General features: G+C 59.0%; 20 protein-coding genes. 8 read left to right on the forward strand and 12 right to left on the reverse strand.

Going from position 1 to position 21040, the window contains the following annotated elements:
• Positions 1-33: 33 nt before the first annotated feature.
• Entirely contained in the window at positions 34-954 is a 921-nt protein-coding gene (locus tag SPHFLASMR4Y_RS12790) for a hypothetical protein (RefSeq protein ID WP_089133893.1), read from the reverse strand.
• A 171-nt stretch (positions 955-1125) separates the two neighbouring features.
• Between SPHFLASMR4Y_RS12790 and SPHFLASMR4Y_RS12795 the strand changes: the two genes are divergently transcribed.
• Positions 1126-1416 carry a DUF1330 domain-containing protein gene (locus SPHFLASMR4Y_RS12795; RefSeq protein WP_089133894.1) on the forward strand — a complete coding sequence of 97 codons (291 nt, stop codon included), beginning with the start codon at positions 1126-1128 and terminating at the stop codon, positions 1414-1416.
• 24 nt (positions 1417-1440) lie between these two features.
• Positions 1441-2415 carry an alpha/beta hydrolase gene (locus SPHFLASMR4Y_RS12800; protein WP_089133895.1) on the forward strand — a complete coding sequence of 325 codons (975 nt, stop codon included), beginning with the start codon at positions 1441-1443 and terminating at the stop codon, positions 2413-2415.
• Between the two features lie 36 nt (positions 2416-2451).
• Here SPHFLASMR4Y_RS12800 and SPHFLASMR4Y_RS12805 read toward each other — a convergent pair whose 3' ends face one another.
• Entirely contained in the window at positions 2452-2880 is a 429-nt protein-coding gene (locus tag SPHFLASMR4Y_RS12805; RefSeq protein ID WP_089133896.1) for a c-type cytochrome, read from the reverse strand.
• Positions 2881-3109: 229 nt separating this feature from the next.
• Between SPHFLASMR4Y_RS12805 and SPHFLASMR4Y_RS12810 the strand changes: the two genes are divergently transcribed.
• Positions 3110-4054, forward strand: coding sequence for an alpha/beta hydrolase family protein (locus tag SPHFLASMR4Y_RS12810; RefSeq protein ID WP_260806967.1), 945 nt, complete (start codon positions 3110-3112; stop codon positions 4052-4054).
• Between the two features lie 8 nt (positions 4055-4062).
• Here the strand turns inward: SPHFLASMR4Y_RS12810 and SPHFLASMR4Y_RS12815 are convergent, their stop codons facing one another.
• Together SPHFLASMR4Y_RS12815 and SPHFLASMR4Y_RS12820 are read right to left on the reverse strand one after the other, a co-directional pair.
• A complete protein-coding gene (locus tag SPHFLASMR4Y_RS12815; RefSeq protein ID WP_089132385.1) occupies positions 4063-4434 on the reverse strand; it encodes a hypothetical protein in 372 nt (123 codons plus the stop codon).
• The gene (locus tag SPHFLASMR4Y_RS12820; RefSeq protein ID WP_260806968.1) at positions 4431-5663 is read right to left on the reverse strand and encodes a class I SAM-dependent methyltransferase; all 1233 of its coding nucleotides are present in this window, start codon (positions 5661-5663) and stop codon (positions 4431-4433) included. The genes SPHFLASMR4Y_RS12815 and SPHFLASMR4Y_RS12820 overlap by 4 nt, the downstream gene beginning before the upstream one ends.
• Before the next feature lie 183 nt (positions 5664-5846).
• On the opposite strand from SPHFLASMR4Y_RS12820, the gene SPHFLASMR4Y_RS12825 reads away from it, so the two are divergent.
• On the forward strand, positions 5847-6875 hold the full coding sequence (locus SPHFLASMR4Y_RS12825; RefSeq protein WP_089132386.1) for a DUF1838 family protein: 1029 nt from the start codon (positions 5847-5849) through the stop codon (positions 6873-6875).
• Positions 6876-6954: 79 nt separating this feature from the next.
• Here the strand turns inward: SPHFLASMR4Y_RS12825 and SPHFLASMR4Y_RS12830 are convergent, their stop codons facing one another.
• Entirely contained in the window at positions 6955-8514 is a 1560-nt protein-coding gene (locus tag SPHFLASMR4Y_RS12830) for an FAD-binding oxidoreductase (RefSeq protein ID WP_089133897.1), read from the reverse strand.
• 219 nt (positions 8515-8733) lie between these two features.
• Between SPHFLASMR4Y_RS12830 and SPHFLASMR4Y_RS12835 the strand changes: the two genes are divergently transcribed.
• The gene (locus SPHFLASMR4Y_RS12835; RefSeq protein ID WP_089133898.1) at positions 8734-9693 is read left to right on the forward strand and encodes a hypothetical protein; all 960 of its coding nucleotides are present in this window, start codon (positions 8734-8736) and stop codon (positions 9691-9693) included.
• Here SPHFLASMR4Y_RS12835 and SPHFLASMR4Y_RS12840 read toward each other — a convergent pair.
• The 4 genes from SPHFLASMR4Y_RS12840 to SPHFLASMR4Y_RS12855 are packed head-to-tail and all read right to left on the reverse strand — an operon-like array spanning position 9690 to position 13442.
• Complete coding sequence (locus SPHFLASMR4Y_RS12840; RefSeq protein ID WP_089133899.1) at positions 9690-10334, reverse strand: isochorismatase family protein; 645 nt, start codon at positions 10332-10334, stop codon at positions 9690-9692. The genes SPHFLASMR4Y_RS12835 and SPHFLASMR4Y_RS12840 overlap by 4 nt on opposite strands.
• Positions 10331-10960: a 3-isopropylmalate dehydratase small subunit gene (gene leuD, locus SPHFLASMR4Y_RS12845; protein ID WP_089133900.1), complete on the reverse strand. Its 630-nt coding sequence runs from the start codon at positions 10958-10960 to the stop codon at positions 10331-10333. The genes SPHFLASMR4Y_RS12840 and leuD overlap by 4 nt, the downstream gene beginning before the upstream one ends.
• Positions 10960-12366: a 3-isopropylmalate dehydratase large subunit gene (leuC, locus tag SPHFLASMR4Y_RS12850; protein WP_089134878.1), complete on the reverse strand. Its 1407-nt coding sequence runs from the start codon at positions 12364-12366 to the stop codon at positions 10960-10962. Before leuC ends, leuD begins: the two co-directional genes overlap by 1 nt.
• A 29-nt stretch (positions 12367-12395) precedes the next feature.
• Positions 12396-13442, reverse strand: a complete 1047-nt coding sequence (locus tag SPHFLASMR4Y_RS12855) for an alpha/beta fold hydrolase (protein ID WP_260806969.1) — start codon at positions 13440-13442, stop codon at positions 12396-12398.
• 340 nt (positions 13443-13782) lie between these two features.
• On the opposite strand from SPHFLASMR4Y_RS12855, the gene SPHFLASMR4Y_RS12860 reads away from it, so the two are divergent.
• Genes SPHFLASMR4Y_RS12860 through SPHFLASMR4Y_RS12870 form a run of 3 tightly spaced genes read left to right on the forward strand, consistent with a single transcriptional unit; the run spans position 13783 to position 17350 of the window.
• A complete protein-coding gene (locus tag SPHFLASMR4Y_RS12860; RefSeq protein WP_089133901.1) occupies positions 13783-14697 on the forward strand; it encodes a polysaccharide deacetylase family protein in 915 nt (304 codons plus the stop codon).
• Positions 14694-15845: an FAD-dependent monooxygenase gene (locus SPHFLASMR4Y_RS12865; RefSeq protein WP_089133902.1), complete on the forward strand. Its 1152-nt coding sequence runs from the start codon at positions 14694-14696 to the stop codon at positions 15843-15845. The genes SPHFLASMR4Y_RS12860 and SPHFLASMR4Y_RS12865 overlap by 4 nt, the downstream gene beginning before the upstream one ends.
• Positions 15845-17350 carry an aldehyde dehydrogenase family protein gene (locus tag SPHFLASMR4Y_RS12870; protein WP_089133903.1) on the forward strand — a complete coding sequence of 502 codons (1506 nt, stop codon included), beginning with the start codon at positions 15845-15847 and terminating at the stop codon, positions 17348-17350. The genes SPHFLASMR4Y_RS12865 and SPHFLASMR4Y_RS12870 overlap by 1 nt, the downstream gene beginning before the upstream one ends.
• Before the next feature lie 24 nt (positions 17351-17374).
• Here the strand turns inward: SPHFLASMR4Y_RS12870 and SPHFLASMR4Y_RS12875 are convergent, their stop codons facing one another.
• From SPHFLASMR4Y_RS12875 to SPHFLASMR4Y_RS12885, 3 genes are all read right to left on the reverse strand, one after another.
• The gene (locus SPHFLASMR4Y_RS12875; protein ID WP_089133904.1) at positions 17375-18151 is read right to left on the reverse strand and encodes an IclR family transcriptional regulator; all 777 of its coding nucleotides are present in this window, start codon (positions 18149-18151) and stop codon (positions 17375-17377) included.
• Positions 18152-18284: 133 nt separating this feature from the next.
• On the reverse strand, positions 18285-19142 hold the full coding sequence (locus SPHFLASMR4Y_RS12880) for an oxaloacetate decarboxylase (protein WP_089133905.1): 858 nt from the start codon (positions 19140-19142) through the stop codon (positions 18285-18287).
• A gap of 30 nt (positions 19143-19172) precedes the next feature.
• Positions 19173-21038, reverse strand: a complete 1866-nt coding sequence (locus SPHFLASMR4Y_RS12885; protein WP_089133906.1) for a hydantoinase B/oxoprolinase family protein — start codon at positions 21036-21038, stop codon at positions 19173-19175.
• Positions 21039-21040 lie beyond the last annotated feature (2 nt).

The raw sequence follows: 21040 nt of genomic DNA on the forward strand, positions 1-21040 counted from the left end.
CGGCGCGCCCCAAAGGCGCCGGAACGCAATTCTTCAGTTCCGGTAGACCGCTGCTTCCCGGGACAGTCCCGCGATCGGGTCTGCCGCCATGACCGGATCGGATTCCGCCAGCATCATCCGCCAGTCCTCCGGCATGTCGGAATAGCGGGTCACTTTTTCACCGACGCTGCGCAAGGTCTGGGTTCCCGCCCCGGGAGGCATTTTCAGCCAGCGGGCATAGTCCGTCACATCACCGCCATACGCCACGGCGCTCGCGCAGGCCACGTCGGGATCAAGTGCCTCCTTGTCCGGACTGCTGATCATGCTCATGTCATTGAGGACACGATCATTCTGTCCCGGCGTTTTGACAATCGCGCGGCTGTGGGTTTGAAAGCTGACAGTGTCGCCGACCCGGTAAAAAACTTCCGGGACATGCTCCAGCGAGAAGGACGATCCACCGATATTTTCCGGCAGCTCCAGCGTGTTGTTGGTGTCATATTTGATATGGGTCGGGCCAACCGGAGCGAACGGCAGGTCGATCATTTCACCGGTAATCGGGTTCAGCAACTGGTCCGTCCGTTTCGCGCTGCCCAGCGGCGATCGAAAGCCGAGCTCATATTGCACCACATCGAGAGTCCCGTCCCGGTTCGGGGTGACCAGCATCACCGCTCCGAACACCAGTTCACAAATCGGAATCAGATTCGCTCCCTGCTGGGCATAGTTGCGACCGCGGAAATACCAGAAGACCGGCCCCGCATCGGTTCGCAAGCGCATCCGGCGCATCAGGGCGACCCTGCTGGCCGTATCGGTTGGGATACCCCTTTCGCGCAAGAGCTGGTTTGGCACCGGCGGTTCGGCAAAGGCCGCGGCCGCGCTTGTGCTCCCCGCCATGCTTCCCGCGATACCCAGGGAAATACCGCCGGCGAGCATGGTTCTGCGGCTCAGCAATGCGCATTCGTCATTCGGGTCAAACATGGCAGTTGGTCCTCTCTGATTGAATTGATACCGGATTGCTATCGCTGCTTGCTCATGGTCAATCGGCATAGCTTCCGCCTATCCGCTGGTCGGACAGGCAGGCCAGCGCCGGCATCTGCAGAGAAGGCCTGTCCTAAACTTGCCCGATATGATTCAAGGGAGTTAAATCTGATGCCAGCCTGGTTTGTAATCAACGCCTATGTCCATGACCGGGAGCCGTTCGTGAACATATATTCTCCCGCGACGGCAAAGCTTGCCGAAGAAATGGGCGGGAAATATATTGTCAGGGGTCGCGGCGGCGAAGTGCTAGAGGGCAGCGCCAAGGACGGGGCCAGCGCCGTAATCATAGAATGGCCAGACCGCGAGACGGCGCTGAAGTTCTGGCATTCTCCGGAATATGCCGAAGTCAAGAAGCTCCGCGACGGTCTGGCAGACGTGACGGTCACTCTGGTAGAGGGCTAAGTCTCTGATGGAGGATATCTTCCGATGAAAATTCTGCTAACCGTGACCGCATTGCTGTTGACCGCCGTGCAGCCGGCATGGGCTTCCGACGCCGCAGAAACTTCCGGCGCGGTTCAGGTGCTGGCACCCCTTCCTGTCTGGCCAGACGGCGCGCCGTCAATGGCAGGCTGGCCCGGTCTGGCCGAAGTGCCGGTGAAAGAAGAATTGCGGGCAGAGGGCGAACAGGTCTGGAACGTGACTGTCCCGACTCTCCAGCCCTTTTTGCCCGATCCGGACCGGGCCAGCGGCGCGGCTGTCATCATCGCACCGGGTGGTGGCTTCCGTCTGCTGGGCATCCATCATGAAGGAACCCGCGTAGCGCGCTGGCTGGCCGAACGCGGGGTTGCGGCTTTCGTTCTCAAATATCGGCTGATCCAGTCGCCCCCGGGTGAAACCAACGAACAAATGCGGCAGCGCGTGCTGGAAACCATGGAACCCGGTATCGGCGGCGTGCCCGGCGTCGAGGACGCCAGCGAGGCACTCCGCATCGTGCGCGACAATGCGGCGCGCTGGCAGATCGACCCGAAGAAAGCCGGCATCATCGGCTTTTCGGCCGGCGGACATATTGCGGCGATGACCATGTTCGCGGATATCGAGAAGCGTCCGGCATTCGCCGCGATGATCTACGGCATGCCCTTCGGGGTAGTCATGCCGGACATTCCGGCGGCCAACCTGCCCTATCCGGAAGGTACGCCAAGCGAACCCTGGCTCCAGCCCAAGGCCACGCCGGCCCCCGATCGGCTGCCGCCGATGTTTCTCGCCATGGCGCAGGACGATCTTGCTGTGGGAACAACCTTCCGTTCGTTCTACGATCAGCTGTTTACGTCCGGCTATCGCCCCGAGATGCATTTATACGCGCGTGGCGGCCATGCTTTCGGCATGGTGAAGCACGATATTACCGCCGATCTGTGGCCACAGCAATTTCTGGCCTGGGTAGAAATGATTCTGGCAGACGATTGAACCGGTTCCGAAGGGCGTCGCGCGCCCGTTCCTTCATTATTGGCTGCCGGTTTCCAGATAGTCGATGAGCTGCTGACGCTTCTCCGCATCGGGGATGCCGGCAAAGGCCATGATATTCCCGGGAACGGTCGCGGACGGTTTGGCCAGAAACTGGTCCAGCTCTTCGCGGGTCCATATCTTGTCTACCGCAGCCATGGCCTTGCTATATTTATATCCTTCTGCCGCACCGGCCTGACGGCCAACGATATTGTGCAAATTGGGTCCGGTCTTGTGCGGACCGCCGGCATCCAGCGAATGGCAGGCCGCACATTGCATGAACAGCATTTTTCCCGGAACGGCCTGGGGAGCAGGCGCGGCGCTGGCAACTTCGGTAACCTCGCCGGTTTCTTGCTCCGGTTCGCCGCCGCAGGCCGTCAGGGTCATACAGATCGCCGCTGCGATGAACGGTTTTGAAATATGTGCCATTCTGATCAATTCCTAGTTTAGCTCTCGATTGCAACCATGAGTCCGACGGAAAGGTCTGACAATTGCAAAGATCTTCGACATAATGTGAGCACGATAATCTACGCGTCGCCGGAAGCATATACTATCGTTCCGGATATATCCGCGCAGCGAACAGGTCGGGTAGAGTTTCGTGGTATGAAGTTGGTGTCAATTAACCTCGGATTGGAATGGACAATATGGTGGAGACCCCATGACCGACACGAATCGAACAGGAAAAATATCGCAATTGTCGCTGATTATGTCTCGACGGGCCGCATTGGTCGGCTTCGGGACGATAGCCACCGCAGCGATGGCGCATCAAGGCGGGGGCGGGAAGGCCGTTCGCCCATCCGTCCGGTTGACGCTGGCGTCCGGGGATGGCCGGGAAATACCGGTTTTCGATTGGACTCCGTCTGTCTGCGGTGTCGGGACGATCTTATTCTCTCATGGTGCTGCGTCCTCACCGGATAAATATTTGCGGTTGATCGAACCCTGGGTGGCGCAGGGCTGGCGTGTGCTGGCACCGCTCCACGTCGATTCCCGGGACCATCCCGAAACCGAAAAATTCAAGGGGCTGGCCAGCTGGAAGGCGAGACTGGAGGATATACGCGCATTGTCTGCCTATCTCGGCGCTAACCATTATGTGGCCGCGGGACATAGTTACGGCGGTCTGGTTGCTCTCACGCTGGGAGGATCGCAAGCCATAGCGCCAGACGGGCTCGAGGGGCCGCTGGGCGATGACAAGGTACAGGCTGTCATTGCTCTCTCGCCGCCGGCTCCGATCCCGGTTCTGATCACGCGTGCAGGATATGGCACGCTTTCGGTGCCGGCGCTGATCCAGACCGGTACGCGGGACATCGTGCCCGGCATGTCAGCCGATAGCGCTGATGGCTGGAAGGGTCATCTGGTCCCATTTGAGGCAGCGGCAGCAGGTGGCCAGCGCTACGGTCTGGTGCTGGAAGGCGTGGATCATTATTTTGGCGGCGCGATCTGCGACTTTGAACAGCCCGGCCCGCCGCAGCTTGCGCAGCTCGACGCTGCTGTCCACCTGTCGGATCTGTTCCTGCAGGCGCACGGGCTGGGGCAGAATGCCATGCAGCGGGAACTGAAGTCCCGGATCACCGACCAGCTCCCCGCTCGGTTATTCTTCAAATAAGCGCGGGCTTAGCGCCGGGCGATATCTTCGATGGTTTCGCGATAGGCCTGCTCGCTTTCGCGTTCGCTGGCTTCATGGGCTTCCTTGCGCATCAGGGCATACATGCGCGCCAGCAGGTCCTGGCGGCGGGCCTCGCGCTCTTCCAGCGCCTTGTCGTCCAGCTTCAGCGCCTCGATGCCGGCGGCCAGATCGAGGCCATTGTCCCGCGCCACGCGTTCGGCCGCATCCAGCCGGTCGCGCACGACGCACAGCTCGCCGGCCAGCACCATGATCATCGACATCACCTGATCCATGCCCGGCGTGTCGTAAAATTGCGGACGCTTGCCGCGCGCATCGCGGATCACATGCGGCCGCTCGTCCTGCATCGCCTCGCTGCTCATGCCGCCATCTCCCGTGCCTGCGCCTTCTCCGCGACAAGCACCTCCCAGCCGCCGCCCGGTGCATATTCGCCCGCGGTAAATTCCCGCTCGGCCACTTCGCTTGCCGTCTCCTGGCTATAGCCATCCGATCCGCCGGCAAATTCCATCACCGCCATCGGCGCTGTATCAAATTTGATCGCCTCGGCGGCAAACCCTGCCCGTTTCGCCAGATCCACCTGATCCATCTCGCGCATCGCGCCCCAGAAGGGCTCGTTATTATACCAGGTCTCGTTGTCGAGAATGAACTGGGTGAACGGGTCCATCAGGTCGAAGGGCGGCAGATCGGCATGGATCATCATGCCGCCGGGAGAGAGCAGGCGATGGCATTCGTTGAAGATCCGCGGCATCGCCTTGCCGCTGGTCTCGTGCAACAGGATATGGCTGACCACCAGATCAAAATGCCCGTCGGGAAAACTGGTTTCCTCCGCGTTCATCTGGGCAAAATTCACCTCCTGCCCCATCGCCGCGGCGCGGGCATGGGCATAGCGCACCACCGGTCCGCCCACATCAATGCCCCAGACCTCCGCCTCGGGAAAATATTCCTTGTACGGCAGGGTCGCGTGGCCGACGGTGCAGCCCATGTCGAGAATGCGCATGGGCTTGAAGTCCGGCCTGTTGCGCCGCAGATAGTTGCACACCGAGCGGCCCATGTCGTCATTGTCGGGGCCCATATAGCCCATCGCATAGAGATAGACGCCGCGGTCATAGAGCGCGCCGGCGGTGATATCCTGATCGGTAATCTCGCTGGTATAGCCACCGGGCATGCAGTGGATGTCGAGCGCGGTGATGTAGCGCGGCGGGACAAAATCCTCGGGAATGTCCAGCTTCGCCTTGCTCGAGGCCGACAATGTCTTTGCCGTCTCCAGCAATTCGGGCAATTGCCGGTCGATCGAGACATTGACCGATTCCCACAATATCTCCTGCGCGATCCGGTTGGCCGACGCATAATGCTGGAAATAGAGATTGTTTACCATCGCCGAACGAATGTCGCGCCGGTCGGCGGGATCCCGGCCGTGCTCCTTGCGGAACGCCGGCTTCACCTGTTCATTGTAAACCGGCGTCAGCCCCGGCAGCAATGTCGACTGGATAAAGCCCTTGAAGCTCTTGGCAAATTCCTCGCGCGCCGCTTCATCATGCGTGGCCTTGGGCAAGGCTGCGTGACTGGCTTGTTGGAATATATTCAGCATCATCGACTCCATCGCTTCCGTCCGTATTTCCCCGTGACTATGCCAGCTTGGCCGGGCGCGCGCTACAAGCCGTTCAGCCGTCTATCCGGCAGGCGAACAGCCGGTGCATTTTGCTGCCCGGGCTTTCATGAATGGAGAACAAGTGTCATCCTATCAGGTGATTGATCATATTTGCTGGAGACCAACATGGACAAATTCAACCTCAGCCGGCGTGAAAGTCTCGGCCTTGCCGCTCTGGCCACCGGCATGGCCGCCGTTCCTGCGGCAGCCCGCGCGCACCAGCCCAAGCCGGCCGTCGATTTTGTCAGCACCATCGATTTCAAGGATCCCGAGTGGAACCGCGACACCTATGCGCGGATCGACGGGGATATCGATCCGAGCAAGGAAAAATGCGGCTGGATCAAGGGCAAGGCCATGGGGGTCCGCCCGAACGAGAAGGTTCGCACGCTCTTCGGTGTCGAGGGGTTCAGTTTTGTCCGGATGAAGAAACTGGAAGACGGCAGCTACCGCAGGATGCTCCGCGAGATCGTCTTCTATACCGATCTGGAAAGCGGCGAAGTGCTGGACCAGTGGCTCAACCCCTATACCGGCGAGACGGTAAAGGTGGTGCCGATTGCCAATGACCCGTTCAACTTCACGATCAGCAAGTTCCAGCCCGAAGGGCCTTCCTATGGCGGACTGAACACCGACCTGCGCGAGCGCAAGCCGTTTCTGCAGGACTGGGAATATGGGCCGAACGGCACGATGATCCTGAACACCGGCATCGACCTGATGTATCCCAACGCGCTGCAGCCGGGCCAGTGGCCGCGCGAATCGGCCGGCGTGATGAACCGGGTCTCGGAACATTTCATCTATGTTGTCGAGCAGGCGGATGTGGAAAATCCCGCGCTCACCCATATCCCGCATATCGGCTCCTGGTCACGGATCACGCCCTGGCTGCCGTGGATGCTGATGGGACAGGCCGAAGGCCAGATCAATTATTTCACCCATTTCCAGACCATTCCGGAGGGCGTCGAGGGTCTGCCTGCCCATCTGGTGAAAGCCGCCCGGGCGATGGACGAGAAATGGCTCAGCGCGCCGACAGAGGATTATGGCCCCTCCCTCTCCAGCCTCGAGGTCTACGCCCGCGAACAGACACCCGCGCCCGTGCCCGAAGGCTGGGAACCCCCAAAAGCCCCGCCGGCACCCGAACCCTTCGCGCCAAACAAAAAGTGACGGGGCGCGTGCCGACAGGCCGGGAGCATCGCTTCCGGCCTTTTCATTATGGTAACTGCCGATAGCAGGAAGATGCTGTCTAAAGGCCCAGTGCGCCGGGATTCATCAGTCCTTTCGGATCCAGTTCCTGCTTGACGCTTCTGACCAGACTCAGGGCCCGGGGATCCAGTCGCGTCAGATAGGGATAGGCGCGGCCGATCTGGAAATGGGCCGCTCCGAAATTCTGGAACAAGGCAATGATCGCCTCTTTCAGTTCATTGGCATATTCGCGGGCTTCGGCATTCTCCAGGAAATCCGGGATTGTCGCCAGATGCTCCTCGCCGAGGGTCTGTCTGTGGTAGTCGCTGCGGTGATCGGGCCAGTACAGGGCGATTTCATACAGAAATCCGGCAGATCCGGCGGGAGAAAACATCGTGCCCAGCCAGACGCCCAGACGATCCATTTCCGATTGCTGGTCTTTTACCAGCGCGTGAAAGGCTGTGTTGAACGCGACGACTGTATCATGGTTCAAAATGCCGTGCACCGGAACCCAGCGCTCTCCGCCGGGGCCCAGAATATTGGTCAGCGGTGCGAAGGGCATGGCCCGGACAAATGTCGGTATGCTGTTGGCTATTTCCCGTCCGACACCGGCCAGCAGATGGCGAAGCCGGCGGGCCTTGGCCGCAGCGTCGGCGGGGTCAAAGCCTTCGACAATGAAATGGCACATATAGGCGCCGGAGCGCATCGGATCTTCGCCCGCCACCGCCATCCGCATCAACTGGGCAAGGCCCTGCAATTTGCGCGGTGCCTTGCGCATGACCTCCGCCGCGATTTTCAGCCGGGCTGCAAAGCCTTCCTGCCGACCGATCTGTCCCTGGGACAGGGCGAGATCCAGACCAAAATGGGAATCGTCCAGCCGTTCCGCCTGGGCGATGCGCACCGCTGCGTGATAGGAAGAGAAATCGTCAAAGGCAAAGCTCAGCGGCTCGCAATGATCCAGTGTCCGGATCAGCGGGAGGGTGATCGCGGTTTTCAGACCGAATGCCCCGCAATCTCCCGTGAACAGGCCGGTGAGATCCGGGCCGTAATTGCGGGTTGAACCGGCGGCGCTGGTGGAGATCAGCTCGCCGTTTGCAAGCACCACATCCATCGACAGAGCCGAGTGCGCGGAAACGCCGTGGGCTGCGCTGCCATGGCTGACCGTATTCTGGCTCATGCTGCCACCGACCGTGGCAGCGAGACCGGAGAAGGGACCCCAGAAAGGGGTTCGCAATTTCTGCGCGTCCAGCGCTTCTTTCAACTTGGCCCAACTGGCGCCCGCGCCGACGGTCACCAGCAGATTCGCGGCATCGATCCTGATATCGTCGAGCGCTCCAAGATCGAAGAGCACGTGGCCGCCGTCAGGATAGAGATAGCCGTCGGTATAGGAAGCGCCGCCGCCCCGCGGAACCATCGCCACGCCCGCGTCAGCGCAAAGCCGTACCGCATCCTGCACCTGCTCGGTGGAAATGGGTTTTGCAACGGCCAGCGGCTGCCCGCCGGACCGGTACACATCATTGGCATAATATTGCAGGTTTTCGGCGCCGGTGACCAGGCCCTGCTCGCCCAGCAGGCTTTCCAGTTTCTCTATCAAGTCTGTCTGTTTGTTACTGCTGGTCATTGGGTCAACTGCTCCATTATCAAACTGCTGGATGAAGGCCCCCGATTATCCGGGAAAGGGCGTTACTGCTCTTATCCGTTGGTCGGTCAGCGCGCCGCCATTTTGCCTGAACCCTAACCCTCTGTCCACGTCAGACTGCCGGCCCCGGCGCTTGTCCGAAGGGCGGTCGAAACCGGATAGCGCTTGCCAAAGGAGTGGCCGATACCGCATCTGTGACAGATGATTTCAACAGATAATGGTTTTCAGGAAGCTGTCGGTTTCGTTGCAGATATCGACGCCAGCGGCGCCCGCATTACAGCGGCCACCGGTTTTGTCGAAATATATCGGGGCGAGGTACCCGATGCGGCGCTGAAGCTGCTGGGGATCACGGGTTCGCCGGAAACACGGGAATTGCTGCTCTCGCATCCGACGGTCCCGCGCGGCCATATCCGCCTGCTTTCGCTTGCAGGCGAACCGGCGGGCGTAATACGCGACGGCGCCCAGGCATGGGATAGCGGTGCGCTGTTTGATGTGAATTTACGTGCATTGGAATCGATCGACGATCTACACGCTGCAATGGGGCGAAACGGTTTTGTCTCGCCCGCCCCGATCACCAGTTTTGACTTTGACCCGGTTTCGGTCCGCGAGGTACTGGAGCGCGATGGAGACGGACTCTGCTTCGCATTAATGGAGCGGGTGCGGCCGCCGCTGGCCGGCTATGAACACGTCGCCGGGCCGGCGTCCTGGGTGTTCAACGCAACCCAGATTGTTTCCGATTTCTCCGTTGCCCGTTCCTTTTATGTCGATCAACTGGGATGGAAGGTGGTTCAGGAGGCAAGCTGGAAACATGCGGACGGGCGCAATTGCATGGGGCTGCCGGTCGGTCTGGCACCCGATATTCTGGTAACCGTCGGCGTTTATCAGGCCCAGGGGCGGATGGAGGGTTCGGTCGAGATCATCCGTTTCGACTGCGATGGCCTGGACTTTTCTGCCGATGCTCCGCCGAAACGAGGGTGGGCGGCCCTGCGATTTGCGGTTTCGAATCTGTCCGAATTTCAGGCCCTTGCCGAACAGGGAGGATGCAAAACCATTGGTCCTGTGCCGGTCCACTGGGCACCGCATGGAGATTTCAGGGCCGTGGCCGCGATCACCCCCTGGGGTGTGCGGCTGGAAGCATTCGAATCTGTCGGTTCGGGTTAACCGGCACTCTTGCCGCTGAGATTTTTGAGGAAGTCGATCGTTTCGGCCTCGCTTACCACATCGGCATATTTTGCGTTCATGTCGAACAGATTGGCGTCATGGGGCGCGTCATGACGGTCGCCACAAGCATCGGCCACAACCGCAGTCCGAAAGCCGTGCGACATCGCATCGACGCAGCTTGCCCGTACGCAACCGCTGGTGGTCAGACCGGTCAGCAGCACGCTGTCGATTCCCATTGCGGTCAGTGTGGAGGCCAGAGAGGTCCCGAAGAACGCGCTGGGATATTGCTTGGTAATCACCAGTTCGTCGTCCGCCGGTTCCAGGCCTTCAGCAAAGGCACCCATCGGATTGCCTTCGATGAAATAGCGCAGTGGCGCAGCCTTCTCGAAAAAACGGCCACCGTCGATGGCGCTCGGGTGATAGGATACTCCGGTCAGGATGACCGGTATTTTTGCTGCCCGTGCAGCTTCGCGCACCCGCAAGGCGGAGGCCAGAGCGTCTTCCACGCCGGAATAGAGATCGCAGTCGGGATCAAAATAGCCCTGGCAGAAATCGATCATTATCAGGGCGGGCCGCTCGCCAAAGCCGACCTTGGTATTATAGGCCCGGCGATAGTTTTCGAGCAGGTCTTCATCACTCATCGCGCAGTCTCCGTTTCATAAAGCCAAGGCTGGTCTTGGCGTTGCCAGGTCTCGAAGTCGTCAATATCCTCTGCTTTCTGATTCAATATCTGGGCAGTTTCATCCCAGCCATTGATCAGCGCCAGCTTGCGTTCTGGCGGGATGTCAAATCCAAATGCTTCATTCTTGCCTGTGATAACCTTCTGGTTTTCCAGATCGATAGTCAATGCCAACCCGTCTTTTGCAAGCGACATCAGGTCGCGCACGACCCGGTCCGGAAGAGTGATTGGCAAGATGCCGTTGCGCAGGCAATTGCCGTGAAAAATCTCACCAAAGCTGGGCGCGATAATGCTGCGGATACCGAAGCCGAGCAGCGCCCAGACGGCCTGTTCGCGGCTCGACCCCGAACCGAAATTGGCGCCCGCCACCAAAATCGGGGCCTGGCGAAATGGCTCACGGTTGAGAATGAATTCCGGATCCGGATTGCCGTCGCTGCCGAAGCGCCGGTCATGGAAAGCATATTGCCCCAGTCCTTCGCGCGCCGTGATCAGCAGAAAACGGGCGGGGAAAATAATATCCGTGTCAATATTATCCTGCTCCAGCGGCGCCGCCGTTCCGGACAGGGTCTTGAAAGGCTCCGGTTGCATTAGTCCAATTTCCTTACGTCGGTGATGCAGCCAGTGACGGCGGCGGCAGCCGCCATGGCCGGGCTCATCAGATGCGTGCGTCCGCCCGCTCCCTGCCGGCCTTCGAAGTTACGATTGGAAGTGCTGGCGCAGCGGTCTCCCGGTTCGAGCCGGTCATCGTTCATCGCCACGCACATCGAGCAGCCCGGTTGTCGCCATTCAAAACCGGCTTCCAGAAAAATCTGGTCCAACCCTTCGTCTTCGGCCTGGGAAAGCGTGGCGCCCGAACCGGGGACGACGATTGCTGTCACTCCGGGTGGAACCGAGCGGCCTTTGGCGATGGCCGCGGCGGCACGGAGATCCTCGATGCGACCATTGGTACAGGAGCCGATGAAGGCGTGGCTTATTCCGATGCCTTCAATCGGTTTTCCTGGTTCCAGACCCATGTAGTCCAGCGCTGATTGTGCCTGCGCGCGCTCCGACTTGTCGGCGATCATTGCAAGGTCTGGAGTCCCTGCGCCAATGGAGACAGCCTGGTCTGGCGTGGTACCCCAGGTCACTTGCGGCTCTATAGCACCAAGATCCAACGCGATCCGATGGTCATATTCCGCGCCATCGTCGGTTGCCAGATCTAGCCAATAAGCCGCCGCACGGTCCCAAGATGTTCCCTTGGGTGCGAGGCGACGTCCTTTGACGAACGCAAGCGTGGTCTCATCCGGTGCCACCAGACCGATGCGGCTGCCGGCCTCGATCGTCAGATTGCAGAGCGTCATCCGTTCGGCCATCGACATGGCGGATACCGCCGGTCCGGCATATTCCACCGCATAGCCAGCGGCACCATTGGTGCCGATCTGCGCGATCAACGCCAGCGCAATATCCTTGGCGGTGACATGGGGACCGGGTTTGCCGGACAGCTCGACCAGCATCGTTCGCGCCTTTTTCTGGCGCAGGCACTGGGTGGCCATGACGGTGCCGCATTCGCTGGCCCCTATGCCGAAGGCCAAGGCGCCAAAGGCGCCGTGTGTGGTCGTGTGACTGTCGCCGCAGACAATGGTGGTGCCGGGCAGGGTGAAACCGCTTTCCGGGCCAATGACATGGACAATGCCCTGATCCCTACTTTGCAGCGCCGCATAAGGCACGTCGAATTGCGCGACATTGCTTTCCAGTTCGGCGACCTGCGCGCGGGCGAGGGGATCCTCGATCCTGTCCTCGCGGTTGCGGGTCGGGACGGCATGATCGGCGACAGCATAATGGGTGGCCGGTCGACGCAGTTGCCGGCCTGAGGCGCGCAGGGATGCAAAGGCTTGCGGACTGGATACTTCGTGCACAAGATGGCGATCGATATAGATCAACGCTTCGCCATCGGCCAGATCACTGACACGATGACTGTCCCACAATTTTTCGTAGAGCGTTTTTGCTGTTGCCATGGTCATAATTTTCCGGAGCGATCGTGACATCAGGGCTGCGGGCTTTCCGGCTCGTGTTCCGAAAGCACGCCCGCTTCGACATAGGCGGCAATCCACTGGGCAAAACGGTCGGGCGATTCCAGCGGCGGATAATGGCCTACATCCGGCATGATGATACGCGAAATCTGCGCGGAACCGAGATAATTGGTGATTGCGTCCGCCGCGCTCTCCGGCAGCAACGGATCAGCCCCGCCCCAGATCAGGAATGTGGGCGTGACAATTTTCGCCATCTCGATTTTTGCCTGAACACCATCACCGATGCGCGCGACCAAAGCGATCGGGTGCTTTTCCGCGGTCCGACGGTTCAGATCATAATATTCCTTGCGGGTCTGTGCGCTTATCCGGTCCGGATCGCCGGCGAAAAATCCCAGATATTCATTCCAGAAGGTCATGTCTGAAAAGCCGGTTTCCCGGGACTTTTTTGCAGCTTCCACGAAGCTCTCGGGCATTACCAGATGACTGGTGTCTACTGGATCCGACGGCGTGTTGGAGATGATCAGGCGTTCAACCAGGTCGGGGCGTTTGGCGGCCAGATACATGCCCATCGTGCCGCCGCTGGAGACGCCGACAAAAGTGAGTTTTTTGACCCCCAGCCGTTCCACGAGCTGTTCGGCGATCTCGACCGGCTGGACATTGGCAGCGGTCTCGTCCGAAACCCGTCCGGACAGGCCATAGCCGGGAATGTCATAGCGGATGATCCGGTAATCGGACTTCAGTATCTCCGTGATCCGGTCCCATGTCCGGGTCGAACTGAGGGAACCGTGGACCATGAACAATACCGGTCCGCTTCCCTCGTCCTTGTAGTGGACTTCAACACCGCCGATTTCCATGTAGCGGCTTTCCTCGTCACCATAGAGCGCGCGCAATTCTTCGATCGTGAGACGGGGCTGCGTTTCCTGGGATGCTGCGACTGTGGCCGCGGATTCGACTATCTGTGCAGTTGCGCAAGCAGGCAGCGCTGCCAATATTGCCAGCGCCGACAGGGACGACTTTATCTTCGAGGACCAGCGTATAGTAGGCATTGTGATATTCTCCATTGCATGTCTCCGGTTGGCGAAGCAGGCGTGTTGGACCTCAAAGAAGAGGGGCTTCCGCTCGGTAACAACTTTGTTGGTCTTTCCTATATTGGCTGCACGGGCCGGGTTGAACCCACTAGCATCATTATCCGACTGGTGGGCAGTCTGCGGACCGCAGGCTGAAGCGCGGTGAAGCCGACGGAATGCGGCGGAGCACCGGCCTTGCCGATGCAATGTCCGTATAGTGGACAAAGGCAGGCAAAATGTTGGGATGGAAATTGTAATTGTGCTTCACCCTCATGCTATGCACCGCCACATTGGATTTCCACTGGCCGGATTCGGTCAAGAACAGGTATTTTAAATGGAATATGATTACGTCCCTTTGCCCGAGCGCAAGCCGCTAAAATGGCCCAATGGCGCGAAAGTCGCCCTGATCCTGACTTTCAATCTGGAAACTTGGGATCTCACCAAGGATACGGACAAGCCTTATTATGCTGGCGGGCCGTCGATCCTGCCGGACATCCTTCCCGGCAACACTCCGGATTTTCCGAATTATAGCTGGCGCGAATATGGTCAGCGGGTCGGTATCTGGCGTCTGTTCGACCTGTTCGACAAGCTCGGCGTCAAGGCGAGCTGTACCACCAATGCGGTGACCTTCGAGCGGCGGAAGGCAATGACCGACGCTGTGCTCGAACGGGGCTGGGAACTGCTCACCCACAATTGGGAGCAGGGCGAATTGCTGACCAATTTTGCCGGTGACCCGGCGAAGGAGCGCGAAATCGTTTTGCGGACGCTCGACCAGTTTGAGAAATTTACCGGTCGCAAATCGAAAGGATGGCTCTCATCCTCGCTGCGGGGCACGCTTCAGACGGCCGACATTCTGGCTGAATATGGCTGCACCTATTATTGTGACATCATGAATGACGATCAGCCTTATATGCTCCGCACGCCAAACGGTCCGATTGTTTCGGTTCCCTATTCCAACGAGATCAACGATTTCACCTTCATCACCCGAAAGAATTTTACGACCGACCAATTCCGCGATGCGCTGATCGAAGAACTGGATGTCCTTTACGAGGAAGGGGCTACCAGCGGACGGATCATGAATGTCGGCCTCCATCCCCATGTTTCCGGTCGGGCTCACAGGGTGAGGGCGCTGCGCGAGTTCATCGAACATGCCAAGTCCTTGCCGGGCGTATGGTGGGCCACACGCGAAGAGATTGCCGAATGGTATCTCGACAATCACGAAAATCATATTCTCGGACAATTGGGATGAGCCGCAACGAGAAAATAGTGATCGTCGGTGGCGGCATTGCGGGAATGACCGCGGCCGCCGCGATTGCCAAACAGGGTTTCCCGGTCGTGTTGCTCGAATCCGCTCCCCAATTTGGCGAAATCGGGGCCGGCGTTACCCTGTCGCCCAATGCGATGAAAGGGCTCGATTTCATCGGTGTCTGTGAGGATGTAGCAGCCGCCGGTGTCGAACCGACCCGGCAGCGTATCCAGCACTGGGAAGACGGACGAACACTGGTAACCATGGATCGCTCTACCCAGCGCGAGAAATACGGGGCGCCCTATGTCACGATCCACCGGGCAGATCTGCACGATTTGCTGACCGGCGCCGCGCGCGCGGCTGGTGTGGATTTGCGCACCGACTGCGCCGTGGTTGGTAGTGAGGGTGCGACCGCGATTCTCGCTGATGGCAGCCGGGTGGCTGGTGACCTGCTCATTGGTGCGGATGGCGTGAAATCCGTCATTCGCCAGCGCTTTGAACCAGCAGAGCCGCATTTTACCGGGCATGTCGCCTGGCGCGCACTGGTTCCCGTAACGCCGGAGCTGCAAGCCTTGTCCGATTTCCCGGGGATCATTATCGGTCCAGGCGCGATGATCACGCGCTATAATATACGCGGCAGCACGGCGATGAATCTCGTTTTCTTTGCTCGACAGGAGGGCTGGACGGACGATGGCTGGACGATTCCGGCTGACCCCTCCGAGATCCAGGCTATCTATGCCGATTGGTGCGATGATGCGCAGATGCTGATCAGAGCGGCCTGCGAGCAGCCGATGTTCAAATGGGCGATAAACGCGCGCTCGGCATTGCCCGACTGGATCATCGACGATCAGGTGACGTTGATCGGTGACTCGGCTCATGCGATGACGCCGTTTCTCGGCCATGGCGCTGCGTGCGGAATTGAAGATGCCGTCATCATTGCCCGCGCACTTGCGGCTTCGCCGGATATTGCAGAGGGGCTGTCCCGCTATCAGGCGGCACGGCATGAACGGGCGAGCTGGATCCAGTCGGAGTCCAATGCCAATGCCGACCGGATGCAGGCGCAGGATGCCGCCTTGTTCGGAATTGGCGAAACCAAGGACGAGGAATCCCTCGGACTGTTTACTTATGATTGTCGTACGGAGCCGGTTTGATGAGTGATGGTACAGCCTTTGATGGTCACGCAATATCGCCGGAAACGCGCGCGTTTCTGGACAAGCACGGCAAGTTGCTGATTGGCGGGCAGTGGGTTGATGGCAGCGGTGTGATGGAAAGCCGGGACCCGGCAACAGGGCTGGTTCTGGCCGAGTTCGAAACCGGGGGAGCCGCCGAAGTGGACCAGGCGGTCGCCGCCGCGCGCTCGGCCTTTGACGGGCCCTGGCGCCGGTTGAGCGCGTCGGAACGGATGAACCTGATGACCCGGCTGGCCCGGATCATGGAACAGAACGCCCGGCTGCTGACCGAACTGGACATTCTCGACAACGGAATGCCCGGTTTCATAGCCGGACTGACAACCACCAATTGTGTGGAAATGATTGATTATTACGCGGGCGCGATCATGCGGATCGAGGGCTCTACAATGGTGCCGCCGCGGCATATTACGGCCGAAACAGAGGCGCTCACCTATTCCTTGAAGGAACCGGTCGGGGTGGTCGGACAAATCGTGCCGTGGAACGTGCCTCTGTCCACCGCGATCCTGAAACTGGCTCCGGCACTGGCGGCTGGTTGTACTGTGGTCATGAAGCCGTCAGAGGAAACGCCCCTGTCCGCTCTCGCACTCGGCCAGATGATTCTGGACGCCGGATTCCCCGAAGGTGTGGTCAATATCGTCAATGGTCTGGGCGGCGAAGCCGGGGCAGCCCTGGCGGCGCATGATGATGTGGACAAGATTTCCTTTACCGGATCCACGCGAACCGGTCGGGCGATCATTCAGAGCGCAATAGGCAATCTGAAAAAAGTCTCGCTGGAACTGGGCGGTAAAAGTCCGGTGATCGTGATGCCTGACGCGGATTTGGACCTCGCGGTACCCGGCGTTGCGATGGCGACATTCTTTTTACAGGGCCAGAATTGCATGGCCGGCACTCGGATATTCGCGCATGCCGATATCCATGACGCGCTGCTCGACGGATTGGCCGCTTTTGCCGATGGAATGGTTCTTGGCCACGGGCTGGATCCGGCCACGCAGCAGGGACCGATGGTATCTGCTGTCCATGCCGACAAGGTGTTCGGCTTCATCGAGCGCGCCAAAGACGCCGGTGCGACACTGGTTGCAGGTGGCGACCGCCTGGATCGGCCGGGCAACTTCATTCGTCCGACAATTTTCACCGGCTGCACCCGCGACATGGAGATCATGCGCGAAGAAATTTTCGGCCCGGTCATGGCGGTGCAAAAATTCGATACGCTTGATATCGATGCCATAGCGCAGCTTGCCAATGATACGCCTTATGGTCTGTCGGGCAGCGTCTGGACTCAGGACATTTCTACCGCGCACCGGGTCGTCAGCCGCGTGCGCGCCGGCCATGTATCGATCAATTGCCACGGCGCGGTCGGAACCAATATCCCCTTCGGTGGATATGGCCAGTCAGGCTGGGGCCGGGAATTTGGCGAAGCTGGCCTTCAGGCCTATTTGGAAACCAAAGCGGTAACGGCGCGACTCTGACCGGGCCGACCGTCACTATGGCGGTCAGCTGTTGCTGAGCCCGTGGCTGATTGCAGCAGCGGTCTGTTGCAGATCATCCAGATAATTTTCCAGAGCGTCGCTCAGTTTCATCGCCGCAACAAAGAAGACCATCGTCATCGCGGCTTCAAAATGCCCGTTCTTGAAGATCGGCACCGCTATTGAAGATGTTTTCCCTGGAGTCAGGTTAAAATGGTTGCGACCCTGTGTTGCGTAACCATCGGCGCGTATTTGCTCGACATTCAGTCCGATTTCTGCGGTGGAGAGATATTCAATATCGATCTCCTGCGAAATCCGCATGAAGCGCAAGATCATTTCCCGGTCTTCGTCCTGGGCAAAGGCCATCGATAACTTGCCCGACGCGCTGTCGAGGATCGGCACGGTAAAGCCCGGATAATAATGTTCAAAAGTCAGCGACGAATTGGCATGGGTACTGTCCCGCAACATCATGTTGCGTCCGACCCGAACTGCGATCGAAACCGGCCAGCCGACCCGTTTTGTAAACTCGACAATATGGGGCCGTGCCACACTGACCAGTTGATCTTCATGCTGGAAGCCGGTGGCGAGCGTTTGCACCAATGCGGTTGGACGATAGCGTTTGCGAGCGGGCTCCTGTTCGACCAAGCCTTCATATAGCAACGTCTGCACAATGCGGCAGGCGGTCGGGTACGGAACCTCTGCGGCCTTGGCGATTTCCATCATCGTCATCGAGCCATGCCGGTTTATTGCCCGCAGGGCTGAAAACGCCCGCGTGATAGAGCGAATCGGTACGCCTTTTTCCATGTCTGATCATTCCCCTTCGTGCCAATGGCAGAAGGGTGACATTAATAAGAGGAATGTCCGCAGTTTGAAATTATATATCCACCAGTCGGATATATTATCCGTTAAGCGGAAATTATGCCTGCCTGATGGATTTTCAGTTCTTTGCCCATTTTTTCTCGAAGTCCCAGACTTCTTCAAAACCGATGAGGGAACAGAATTCGTTGAAGTCGAAAATCCCGTCCGGTTGCCCGATACCCTTTTCTTTCAGATCCGTCAGCGCTTTTTCCATGGCGGCCGCTGCGGCAAGGCTGGTAAGTGACGGATAGATAGCGAATGCATAGCCTATTTCCGAGAGGACCGATGCATTGGGGACAGGTGACAGTCCGCCGTTAGACATATTGGCCATTACGGGTTTTTCAAAACTGGCGCAGGCCTGTCGCATTTCCTCTTCGCTGGTCAGCGATTCGGGGAACATGATATCGGCTCCCGCCTTTTCGTAAGCTTCCAGTCGGCGCAAGACGCCGTCCATCCCTTCGCTTTCCCGGGCATCGGTTCGCGCGACGATGAGGAAATTCTCGTCTTCTTTGGCATCGACCGCGACCTTGATCTTCTCCACCATATCTTCCAGCGGAATCAGGCGTTTGTACGGGGTGTGCCCGCATTTCTTCGGGAATTCTTGGTCTTCCAGCTGGATCGCCGTCACGCCCGAGGCTTCGTAGCCCTTCACCGTGTGATGAACATTGAGCAAGCCGCCATAGCCGGTATCCCCGTCCGCGATCACTGCAGAATTGCTAGTGCGAGCGAGTGTCTCCATACGGTTGCGCATTTCGGAATAGGTGGCGATCCCGGCGTCTGGCAACCCCCATGCCGAAGCGGTCAGCCAATATCCGGTACCATATACGACGTCGAAGCCGACCTTGTTGGCGATTACCGCCGTAATCATGTCCTGGATGCCGGGGATCACGAAAAATTTTCCCGATGCGAGTTTTTCCCGCAGGATAGGATTTGCCATTATTGTCTGTCCTTGAAAATCAGGGTGATCTTATTCGGCCGTCTGCCATTGCGGTTGTTTCGGAGCAGGAAGTCCGGTTTCCGCAAGACAATTGGCACGCAGCGTTTCGATGTCGGGACCATAGTTGAAGGTCGGCAAATCACCATCCCGCGATTCGCGCATCTTGGCGCGCAGAGCTTCTGTAGCGGCCTGATCGACTTCGCCGTCGACCAGCACGACGCCGTAACGCAGTGCGCCTTCAACGGTTACCAGACCCTGTTTCAGCTCGACGGCGAGCAATTGCGGATCGCGTTCCAGCGGGTCCCCCCAGCCGCCGCCACCCCAGGTGACGAAATGCAACTGGTCGCCGGCTTCCACTTCATAATCCTCGAGCTTGTTACCGAGGACGATTTCGGTGCCGTCATTCTTGACCAGCAATTTGCGCGCGCGGGCGCCCGGTTCGCCGCCATTGACGCCCCAGGGCGGCACGAACCAGCGGTCATCATGGATAGCGATGACGCCGGGCTCGAGGAAACGATAGACCATGTTGATACCATTGCCACCGCGGTGCAGGCCCGGTCCGCCGGAGTCTGCCACTGTCTCGTAACGTTCGATCCGCAGCGGGAAATAGCGTTCAAGAAATTCGTTCGGGACGTTGGTAAAGCCGGGCCACAGCGAGTGTCCGTCAGGACCATCGCCCAGCGGTCTTCCCGGGATGCCGCCAAAGCCGATCTGGAACAGCTGGAACCATTTTCCGTTCTTGTCGGTCCCGGCATAAAAAAGATGCGGCGACGACGAGAAACCGGCGGCGTTGAGAAATTCCGGTGTCTTCTGACCGAGCAGACCGCCTAGAATGTCGAACAACCGGCCCAGCGCATGCGTCCGTCCGGACAGGGCAGCCGGAAATTTCGGTTTCAGCAGCGAGCCTTCGGGGATGCGCACGTCGATCAGGTCGTAAAACCCGTCGTTGAACAGGATCTGCGGGTCGAACACCATGATCATGTAGATGCCGAAGAACATCTTCATCATATTCTCGTTGAGCAGGAAATTGATCGACGCCTTGGATTGCGGGTCAGTGCCGTCGAAATCGAGAATGACCCTTCCGTTCTCCCGCCACATCGTGCAACGGATTTTGTAAGGACCATAGCCCATGCCGTCATCGCAGATATAATCCTCGAAGCTGACTTTTTCTTCGCTGACCGATGTCTCGATCAGCTTCTGCATCGCGCGATGGTTGCGTTCGAGCAGCAGGTCGGTGGCAGAGGCATAGACATCCTCGCCAAAGCGGTCGCACAGCTCGATAACCCGGCGTGCAGCCACTCGGCAGGAGGCGATCAACGCGTTGAGGTCGGCCTTGCACCAGTCGGGCGTGCGAGTCTGGTGCATGATCAGCTTGATCAGGTCTTCGTTATATTCGCCGCTCTTCCATATCTTGATCGGGGGAATGCGAACGCCTTCCTGGAAGATGCTGGTGGCATCGATCGGCATTGATCCGGGCACCTTGCCGCCAATATCGGACATGTGGCCGAACATCGATGTATAGGCGACGAGACGGCCGTCCTTGAACACCGGCATCAACACCAGCCAGTCGTTGGAGTGGCTGATCGCGCCCGCCACCGAATAGGGATCGGAGAGGAAGATCAGGTCGCCCTCTTCGACAGTTCCATCAAAGCCTTCCAGGAACGGTCCGATATAGCTGCCGAACTGGCCGACAATCATCCGGCCCTTGCTGTCAGCGATCAGGGGAAATGCATCTCCCTGTTCGCGGATACCCGGAGACATGGCGGTGCGGACCAAGGTGGCGTCCATTTCGATGCGTGCGTTGCGCAGCGCGTTTTCAATCACCTCCAGAGTAACGGGGTCGATTGCTACGGTGTTGAAGGGTGTTTCATTAGATTGGATAATCTGTGCGGGCATAA

It is taken from the genome of Sphingorhabdus sp. SMR4y (assembly GCF_002218195.1).
Lineage (GTDB): Bacteria > Pseudomonadota > Alphaproteobacteria > Sphingomonadales > Sphingomonadaceae > Parasphingorhabdus.